We start from the raw sequence: 7,828 nt of genomic DNA on the forward strand, positions 1-7,828 counted from the left end.
CAAACAAAGAAACCAACAAAAAACACCAACCAAACAAACAAACACGACACACTATCGAGATCCCAAACAACACACCCATTCGGCGCTCGAGGGGTCCTTAGGACACCCTCCGCTCCGACGAGCAGCATCCGCTATCTTATGAGGTTCACATTCGACTGTCAAGTTCGGGGATCATGTCCCCGATCACAGCCGATCCCTCGCGATCACGGAGCCGCGCGGTCCGTGCTTTTTCGAGCGCTAGCCCGACGCGGCGAGCTGTACTTTAGCGCCTTCATGCCGGTACCAGTCAAACTGGACGCCTATGAATCAGGCCACTAAGCACGTTGCTGCAAGAAGACTCCTGCAGCATCCACGCCTCTGTCACCGCATCCCGGCCGCGGACAGAGGCAGGGCACGGGTATCGATTCCGTGGACCTCCTGTGCCCGGCTGTGTCTCCGCTACGTGCAGCGCGCCAACACGTGCAGGCAGCGGTGCTAGCGGGCGGTAAATGCGGTAGGAGGCTGTTGGCGCCACCCCTGCGGGCGCTGCCAACAGCCTCCTCGACGGCCCTGTGCGGGCCTGTATTGCTGATGCTCCGCTTACCGGCAAGCCGGACTCGTCCTCGCCGCAGTCCGCTTGTTCACCTCATAGGGGCGAAGCGCGGTGCCTACACGGCTGCGAACTTGCGCACGGCCTTCGCAACCGCGGCGGCGACCCGCTTGTCGAACGCACCCGGGATGACATAGACGGGGCTCAACTCCTCGTCTGCAATCACATCGGCGATCCCGGTAGCCGCAGCGCGCAGCAGCTCCACGGAGATTTCGGTGATTCCGGTGTCCAGCAGCCCGCGGAACAGGCCCGGGAACGCCAGCACGTTGTTGATCTGGTTCGGGAAGTCACTGCGTCCGGTCGCGACCACCGCCGCGTAGTCGGCTGCTCCCACGGGATCCACTTCTGGCGTCGGATTCGCCATCGCGAAGACGATCGCGCCCTCATTCATCGCTGCGAGGTCCTTCGGCTCAAGCAGGTTCCCGCTAGAGACGCCGATGAACACGTCGGCACCCTTGAGTCCCTCCTTGAGGGGGCCGGAGACGTGGCGCGGGTTGGTGTTCTCCGCCAGCCACTTGCGGTGCTCGTTCATACCCTCGGTGTGCTCGCTGTTGAGCGCGCCCGAGCGGCCATAGCCGACGATGTCGGTGGCGCCGTGAGCCATGAGCAGCTTGGCAATGGCGGAACCGGCCGCGCCCACCCCCGACAGGACAATACGCACGTCCTCAATGTTCTTGCCGACGACCTTGAGCGCGTTGATCAGCGCTGCGAGAGTGACGATGGCGGTACCGTGCTGGTCATCGTGGAAGACCGGGATGTCGAGTTCCTCGCGCAGGCGCGCCTCGATGTCGAAGCACTTGGGTGCGGCGATGTCCTCAAGGTTGATGCCGCCGTAGGCAGGGGCGATCGCCTTGACGATCTTGATGATCTCCTCGGGATCCTTGGTGTCCAGCGCAACCGGCCAGGCATCGACGTCGCCGAACTGCTTGAACAGCACGGCCTTGCCCTCCATAACCGGCATGGCTGCCTCGGGGCCGATGTCCCCCAGGCCGAGCACCGCGGTCCCGTCCGTGACGACCGCAACCGTGTTCTTCTTGATGGTTAGCTGACGCGCACGCTCGGGGTGGTCATGGATTGCCTTGCACACGCGGGCGACCCCGGGGGTGTACACCCGGGCCAGGTCCCGGCGGTTGTGAATGGGAGTACGGGGGGCAACCTCAACCTTTCCGCCCACGTGGGCAAGGAAGGTGGAGTCGCCGACATTGTGGACGATGACGCCGCTGAGTTTCTTAAGCGCGTCAACCAGCTCGGCCCGGTGCTTGGAATCGCGCGTGTCGGCAGTCAGGTCAACGATCAGTGTGTCTCCGTCGGTATCGGCGACGTCCACGCCGTTGACGATGGCCCCGGTCGCAGAGGCAGTGTCAACGAGCGTGGTGACGGCCTTCTGAGAGGCAGGGACCTCGAGGTGGAGAGCGACGGTGTAGCTGGGACTCGGCTGTGCCATGGGGGCGTGTTCCTCCGTTGTGGAAATCTTGGACAGACCAACGACGGTCGCCGGTCTTCAAAGCTGAATCTGCTGATCCGAGCCTATCCCCTCACGGCGAGCAAGGATCTGGCTGTCTCATGGTTGTGAACCATGAGACAGCCAGATCCCGTCATGCACCAGCGCGACCGCGAGTGCTGCGCCGCCCTCCGCGAGCAGCGTTCACGCGCCCACGCGCTCCATAACCAGCTCGCGCACTCGGCGCGCGTCAGCCTGGCCCTTAGTGGCCTTCATAACCGCACCGACGATGGCACCCGCCGCCTTGACCTTGCCGCCGCGAATCTTCTCGGCGACATCGGGGTTGGCGGCCAGGGCCTCGTCGACCGCAGCCAGCAGTGCGCCCTCATCGGAGACGACCTCGAGTCCGCGGGCCTCCACCACTGCCTCGGGATCGCCCTCACCCGCCAGCACGCCCTCCAGCACCTGACGCGCGAGCTTGTCCGTCAGCCGACCGGAGTCAACCAGATTCTGCAGCTGGGCCACCTGCGCGGGGGTGATGGGCAGGTCCTCCAGGGCGACCTCCTGCTCCTTGGCAGCTCGGGCCAACTCCCCCATCCACCACTTCCGCGCGGCCTGGCCGGTCGTGCCGGCCAGAGCCGTGGCCTCAATCAGCTCGAGCGCGCCCGCGTTGACGACGTCGCGCATCTCGTCGTCGGCCAGGTTCCACTCAGCCTTCAGACGGCGTCGCTTTGCCGCCGGCATCTCCGGCAGACCCGCCCGGATCTCCTCAACCCACTCACGACTGGGCGCGAGCGGTACCAGGTCGGGTTCGGGGAAATAGCGGTAGTCGTCGGCGTCGGACTTGATACGCCCGGCGCGGGTGGTGCCGTCGGCCTGCCCGTGCCGGGTCTCCTGCTGCACCGTACCGCCGGCGGCGAGGATCGCCGCCTGGCGGCTGATCTCGTAGCGCACGACGGCGTCAATTCCGCGGAAGGTGTTGACGTTCTTGGTCTCGGTGCGCGTGCCCATAGGCGAGTCAGGACTCTCACGCAAGGAGACGTTGACGTCCGCGCGCACATTGCCCCGCTCCATCCGGGCCTCGGACACGCCCAGCGCCCGGAAGATGTCCCGCAGCGTGCGCACATAGGTCGCGGCGACCTCCGGGGCCCTGGCGCCGGCGCCCTCGATCGGGCGGGTGACGATTTCCACCAGTGGCACCCCGGCACGGTTGTAGTCCACCAAGGAGTGGTCGGCACCCTCGATGCGGCCATCAGTACCGCCGATGTGGATGTTCTTGCCGGCGTCCTCCTCCATGTGAGCCCGCTCAATCGGCACCGTGAACACCGTGCCGTCCTCCAGCTCCACCGGGACGGCACCGTCGTAGGCGATCGGTTCGTCCGACTGGGAGGTCTGGAAGTCCTTGCACAGATCCGGGTAGAAGTAATTCTTCCGGGCGAAGCGGCAGGTCTCAGCGATCTCGCACCCCAGGGCCAGGCCGATCCGAATGGCGTACTCCACACCCTTGCCGTTGACCACCGGCAGTGAGCCCGGAAGACCAGCACTCGTCGGAGTCACCATGGTGTTCGGCTGCGCCCCGAAGACGTTGGGCGCGGCGTCGAACATCTTGGTGGCCGTTCCGAGCTCCACGTGCACCTCCAGGCCGATCACCGGGTCGTAGCGGCGCACGGCCTCCTCAAAGTCCATCAGTTCATCACTCACGTCACTTCACCTCCAGCTCGGGGGCCTGGGCAAGCAGGTGACCGCCCCACTTCTTCTCCAACATCTCCTCCAGCACCGCGCCGACTCGGTAGAGACGGTCATCGGCGCGCTGCGGCGCCAGGATCTGGAAACCGACAGGCAGCCCGTCATCGCTCAGCCCAGAGGGCAGGCTCATGGCCGGCACGCCGGCAAGATTGGCTGGAATGGTGGTCACGTCCAACTTGTACATGGCCAGTGGGTCGTCCTTCTCACCGAAGCGGTAGGCCGTGACCGGCGCCGTCGGGGACACGAGCACGTCCGCCTGCTGCCAGGCCGCGGTGAAGTCACGCTGCACCAGGGTACGAACCTTCTGGGCGGAGCCGTAGTACGCCTCGTAATAGCCGGCGGACAGCACGTGCGTGCCCAGGATTATGCGCCGCTTGACCTCATCGCCAAACCCGGCGCCGCGCGTGGCGGACATGACGGTCTCGGCAGTTACCGGGCCCTTGGTGGGCTCTACGCGCAGGCCGTAGCGCATGCCGTCATAACGGGCGAGGTTGGAGGACGCCTCCGCCGGCATGATCAGGTAGTAGGCGTCCAGTGCGTACTCCAGGTGGGGCAGGGAGACGGTCTCAACCACGGCGCCCGCCTCCTCCAGCAGGGCCAGGGCCTGGTGGAAGGAGTCTACTACGCCGGCGTGGTAGCCCTCGCCGCCGTCGAGCTCGGCGACGACGCCAACGCGTAGCCCGCTCAAATCAGCCCCTTCCCGGGCAGCGCGCACCACGTCTGCCATGCCGCGCGGAGCGTCCGGCAGCGACGTGGAATCGAGCGGGTCGTACGAGGCAATGACGTCGTGCAGGAGCGCAGCGTCGAGCACGGTGCGCGCCATGGGACCGGGCGTGTCCAGGGAGGAGGCCATGGCAATCACGCCGAAGCGCGAGACCGTGCCGTAGGTCGGCTTGACGCCTACGGTGCCGGTAACGGCGGCCGGCTGCCGGATGGAGCCACCCGTGTCGGTGCCGACGGCGACTGGAGCCTCGAAGGCGCCGACGGCGGCCGCAGAACCACCCGAGGAGCCGCCCGGGATGCGGCCCAGGTCCCAGGGATTGGCGGTACGGCCGAAGGCCGAGTGCTCGGTGGAGCCACCCATGGCGAACTCGTCCAGGTTGGTCTTGCCCAGAATCGGGAGATGGGCCGCCCGCAGGTTCTTCACCAGGGTCGCGTCATAGGGCGGGACCCAGCCCTCCAGGATCTTAGAGGCGGCTGTGGTGACCTGGCCGCGGGTGACGATCAGGTCCTTTACGGCCACCGGCACACCGGTCAGCTCCGGCACGGTGCCGCCGGCCGCGGCGGCCTCCCGGCGGGCGGCGTCGGCAGCGTCTGCAGCAGCCAGCGCCTTGTCCGCATCAACGTCGAGGAAGGCTCCCACGGCACCGTCGACGGCGGCGATGCGATCAAGGTGCGCCTGAGTGAGCTCGCGGGAGGAGACCGCGCCTGCGGCCAGGGCGGCCGCCTGCTGCGCGGCCGTCTGCGTAATGGCATCCATCCGGTCGGCTGCGGTTTTGCTGCCCGTCGACGTCTGGGCGCTCGGGCGGGTTTCGTTGTTCACGAGGCGGAGTCCTCTCCGAGAATGCGGGGCACGAGGAAGGCTGAGTCCTCGGCGGCGGGGGCGCCGGCGAGGAGCTCACCGACGTCGAGCGTCGGGCCGGGAACGTCTTCCCGCATCACGTTGGTTAGCGGAACTGGATGCGAGGTGGCCGGCAGATCGGGTGTGACCACGCTCGTAACCCGGGCGAACGAGGAGGCAACTGCGTCCAGCTCGCCGGCCAGCCGCGTGACCTCCTCATCACTCAGGGCCACGCGCGCGAGCGCCGCGACGCGGATCACCTCATCCTTGGAAATGGCAGACATGCGCCCGAGTCTATCCACTCACCGTCCCACTGCCGAGCCGACACCGCGCCGCGCGCGCCCACCGTGGGACGCAGTCCCCGACGCCATGCCTCGAGCGCCAGCAGCCGTCGGGCTCGCATGTGGGAAGTCACAGGCACGCGGAGTCGGACAACATTGACATTCCCAGCGCAGGCCGGTGTCATTGACGCTGAAGGTTCCGCGGCTGGAGCGGATACCCAGAACAGGGCGGTCCGTCACTGCGGCAGGCTGCCGGCGAATAAGGATCCTATGCAAAGCGACAAGCTCCCCACCGGGCCGTTCCCGGAGGAGACGGACGAGTCCTCGGCACCGGCCGACGGACCCGTCGCCGATGGCGCTGCCTCCAACACGGTCCTGAAAAGCCCGTACGGCGAGACTCCTGCCACCGCACGAACCTCAAAAATGGCGGCCAACGGATCCGGACCGACAGCGGGCACACCCGCCGCCGCGCCCGCGGAGCCGCTCTCCTCACCCGTATCGGCGTCGGATACCGACACCGCGAATAGCGCCACGGCACAGTCTGCCGTTGCGCCGCCACCGGCATCCATGCCGCCTTCAATCTCACCCAGTGCGGACACGCCCCAAGCCGCGACGCCGGCGGAGCCGGACACAGCGTTTACGACCGCCTCGCCAGCTTCGGCTCAGAGCGCCGCGACGGCTCACCCCTCCCCCGCATCCGCCGCCAGCGCAGAAGCGGCGGACACCACCCCCGCCAAACGCTTATCCCGGCGCCGTCGGCGGGCACTGGCTGCCGTGGCCACGGCAGCCATACTGATGGGTGTGGGCGGGTACGCCTACGCCGAGCACTACGCGGACGTCGCGGTCCCGGGCACCACGGTGGCGGGCATCGATGTGGCCGGGATGAGCCGGCAGGAGATTGCCGACGTGGTCAGCACTAAGGCGGACGCCGCCACGGTTACTATCACCGGCGACGCCGAGGCCACCGCCACGCTCGCCGAGCTGGGAACCACGGTGGACGCTGATGCCACCGCGGATGCAGCCATGCAGCATGGAGCCGGCATCATCGACCGCTTCAGGGCCTTGCTGAACCACGCCGATATCGGTGTGGTCACCTCCAGCGACGACGCCGTGCTCGAGGACTACGCCGGCGGTCTTGTTCCCGACGACCAGTCAAAGGCCAAGAACGCCTCTATCAAGCTGGACTCCGACTCGACCGCCTTCGAGGTCACCGCCGCAAGTGCAGGCCTGAGTGTTGATACAGGCACCCTGGCTGACGCCGCCGCCGCGGCCGCGGCCTCACTCAGCTCCAGCTCGGTGGACGTCACTTACGAGAACACCCAGCCGGCGGTCTCGGACGAGGACGCACAGGCGGTGGCGGATACCGCGAACGAGTGGATTTCCCAGGACGTCACCGTGGCCACCGCCTCCGGGGACACCTCCTACACCGCAGACGCCGCGACCAAGGCGTCCTGGATCTCGGTGACGGAGAGCCTTGATGCTGCTCCCACGCTGTCGATCGACAGCGGCAAGGTTGCGCAGTGGGTCGACGCCCAGGCGACCGAGGCGAACGTGACACCGGTGGTGGGACAACGGAACGTCAACTCCGCCGGCGAGGTCGTTGCCACCAGCGTTGAGGCGGTCGCCGGGCAGACGGTCAACAACGCGGAAGCCGTTGCCAAGGCGATCTCAAAGTCGCTGTCCAACGGCGAGGCCTACAGCGGCAGCTTCGAGATGACCACGAGCGACGAGCAGTGGGAGGAGCGGGCGATCGCCGACGGCGCCGAGAACCTGGTCTACCAGGCGGCCGACGGTGAGAAGTGGGTGGATATCAACCTGTCTGACAAGACAGTGACCGCCTACGAGGGTGCGACGGTTATGCGCGGGCCTGTCTCCGTGGTCGACGGCGCCGCCGCCACCCCGACCGTAACCGGCACCTACCACGTCTATCTGAAGTACGAGACGCAGACCATGCGCGGTCAGAACGCCGACGGGACGAACTACGAGACCGAGAATGTTCCCTGGATCGCCTACTTCTACCAGGGCTACGCCCTGCACGGCGCCCCCTGGCGCTCCAGTTGGGGATTCTCCGGCTCGCACGGCTGCCTCAACATGCCGGTTTCGGAGGCTAAGTGGTTCTATGACTGGTCCGAGATCGGAACCACCGTGGTAAGCCACTACTGAGTCTAGCGACGCTGGGCGGCCCGGCGGACCGCCCAGGCACTCGGCCC

5 protein-coding genes are annotated in these 7,828 nt (G+C 67.0%); 1 reads left to right on the forward strand and 4 read right to left on the reverse strand.

Features of this window, described 5'->3' with window-relative positions; genetic code table 11:
- Positions 1 to 647 precede the first annotated feature (647 nt).
- From GZ997_RS03095 to gatC, 4 genes are all read right to left on the reverse strand, one after another.
- A complete protein-coding gene (locus GZ997_RS03095; RefSeq protein ID WP_161923899.1) occupies positions 648 to 2,033 on the reverse strand; it encodes an NAD-dependent malic enzyme in 1,386 nt (461 codons plus the stop codon).
- A 201-nt stretch (positions 2,034 to 2,234) separates the two neighbouring features.
- The gene (gatB, locus tag GZ997_RS03100; RefSeq protein ID WP_161923898.1) at positions 2,235 to 3,731 is read right to left on the reverse strand and encodes an Asp-tRNA(Asn)/Glu-tRNA(Gln) amidotransferase subunit GatB; all 1,497 of its coding nucleotides are present in this window, start codon (positions 3,729 to 3,731) and stop codon (positions 2,235 to 2,237) included.
- 1 nt (position 3,732) lies between these two features.
- Positions 3,733 to 5,256, reverse strand: a complete 1,524-nt coding sequence (gene gatA / locus GZ997_RS03105; RefSeq protein ID WP_162678820.1) for an Asp-tRNA(Asn)/Glu-tRNA(Gln) amidotransferase subunit GatA — start codon at positions 5,254 to 5,256, stop codon at positions 3,733 to 3,735.
- Between the two features lie 59 nt (positions 5,257 to 5,315).
- Positions 5,316 to 5,621, reverse strand: a complete 306-nt coding sequence (gene gatC / locus GZ997_RS03110; RefSeq protein ID WP_161923897.1) for an Asp-tRNA(Asn)/Glu-tRNA(Gln) amidotransferase subunit GatC — start codon at positions 5,619 to 5,621, stop codon at positions 5,316 to 5,318.
- A gap of 771 nt (positions 5,622 to 6,392) precedes the next feature.
- On the opposite strand from gatC, the gene GZ997_RS03115 reads away from it, so the two are divergent.
- A complete protein-coding gene (locus tag GZ997_RS03115; protein ID WP_343212255.1) occupies positions 6,393 to 7,781 on the forward strand; it encodes a L,D-transpeptidase in 1,389 nt (462 codons plus the stop codon).
- Positions 7,782 to 7,828 lie beyond the last annotated feature (47 nt).

Source organism: Actinomyces sp. 565 (genome assembly GCF_010365615.1).
In the GTDB taxonomy this organism is placed as follows: Bacteria; Actinomycetota; Actinomycetes; order Actinomycetales; family Actinomycetaceae; genus Actinomyces.